2 protein-coding genes and 1 tRNA gene are annotated in these 1,258 nt (G+C 44.6%); all 3 read left to right on the plus strand.

All coding sequences use genetic code 11. From position 1 onward, the window contains the following. A partial coding sequence (locus QVO88_RS11330) for an SIS domain-containing protein (protein ID WP_288178036.1) occupies positions 1 to 702 on the plus strand: 702 nt, incomplete at its 5' end. A gap of 31 nt (positions 703 to 733) precedes the next feature. After that, positions 734 to 1,138, plus strand: coding sequence for a VanZ family protein (locus tag QVO88_RS11335; protein ID WP_288178037.1), 405 nt, complete (start codon positions 734 to 736; stop codon positions 1,136 to 1,138). A 42-nt stretch (positions 1,139 to 1,180) separates the two neighbouring features. Then, positions 1,181 to 1,255: transfer RNA gene (locus QVO88_RS11340), tRNA-Gly, on the plus strand. Positions 1,256 to 1,258: the final 3 nt, after the last annotated feature.

A 1,258-nucleotide genomic window follows, 5' to 3' on the forward strand; every position in this document is an offset into this window, starting at 1 on the left:
GTTGGCTCATCGATCGCAAGAGAAGCCGATAATGTCTTCTATACACTCGCAGGCCCTGAAATATCCGTCGCAACAACTAAAGCCTATAGCTGTCAGCTCGTTGCCGCATATCTCCTTGCAATGCAGTTTGCAAAAGCAAGAGGGGAGATATCCGACGAAAGATTTGCTCAGCTCGTTGAGGAGATCAATACTATCCCTGAGAAGATAGAGAAAATTCTCGAGGATAAGGAGCGCTTGCAGTGGTTTGCTTCAAAGGTAGTGAATATAAAGGACGCATTCTTTATCGGCAGAGGTATTGACTATGCAGTAGGCATGGAGGGAAGCCTTAAGCTCAAGGAGATAAGCTATATCCATTCCGAAGCCTATGCAGCAGGCGAGCTTAAGCATGGTCCTATCAGCCTTATCGAGGACGGAACTGTAGTGTTCAGCGTGGTAACACAGTCTGCCCTTTATGAAAAGACCATAAGCAATATGGTCGAGGTAAAGAGCCGTGGAGCAAAGCTTTTCGGACTTACTACCTATGGGAATTATGCTATGGAGGACGTTGCTGACTTCACAGTTTACACTCCAAGGATAGATAACCTTTTTGCGGCAAGCCTTTCAGTAGTACCGCTTCAGCTTTTGTCATATTATGTATCAGTAGGAAAGGGCTATGACGTTGATAAGCCGAGAAATCTTGCAAAGAGCGTTACGGTGGAGTAAAAAGAGAAAAATACTTACATCGCTGTTTGCAGTGTACATATTTGCCGTCCTCTGGCTCACACTCATAGCCAGACAGTGGGGAGAACGTCAGGCTGAGCTTGTGCCCTTCTGGGAGGTGCGAAACCTTTTTGAGAACATAAGCATCAAGTATCTGCGGGATTTTTGGCTGGTACAGATATTCGGAAACATTGCAATGTTTATACCCTTGGGCGTTTTGCTCCCGTATCTTTGCGGTATCACGAAGTTCAAAAAAGTTTTTCTTATGTCCCTTGTCTTTTCAGCAGGTATCGAGATAACGCAGTATATCACAGGCAGAGGGCTTTGTGAATTTGATGATGTTTTCAACAACACTCTTGGGGCATGCGTGGGGTTCACATCTTGGCGTTTAAAGATGAGATACAATAAAAAATACAAGAATGAGCAAAGTCCGTGGTAACAGGCTTTGCTCTAGGGCAATATATTTTAGTATTGCCTTTTTGCAAGCATAGTACAATGGTCAGTATACAAGCTTCCCAAGCTTGGGATGCGGGTTCGATTCCCGTTGCTTGCTCCAAAT

This window comes from Ruminococcus sp. CAG:57 (assembly GCF_000435935.1).
Lineage (GTDB): Bacteria > Bacillota > Clostridia > Oscillospirales > Ruminococcaceae > Hominimerdicola > Hominimerdicola aceti.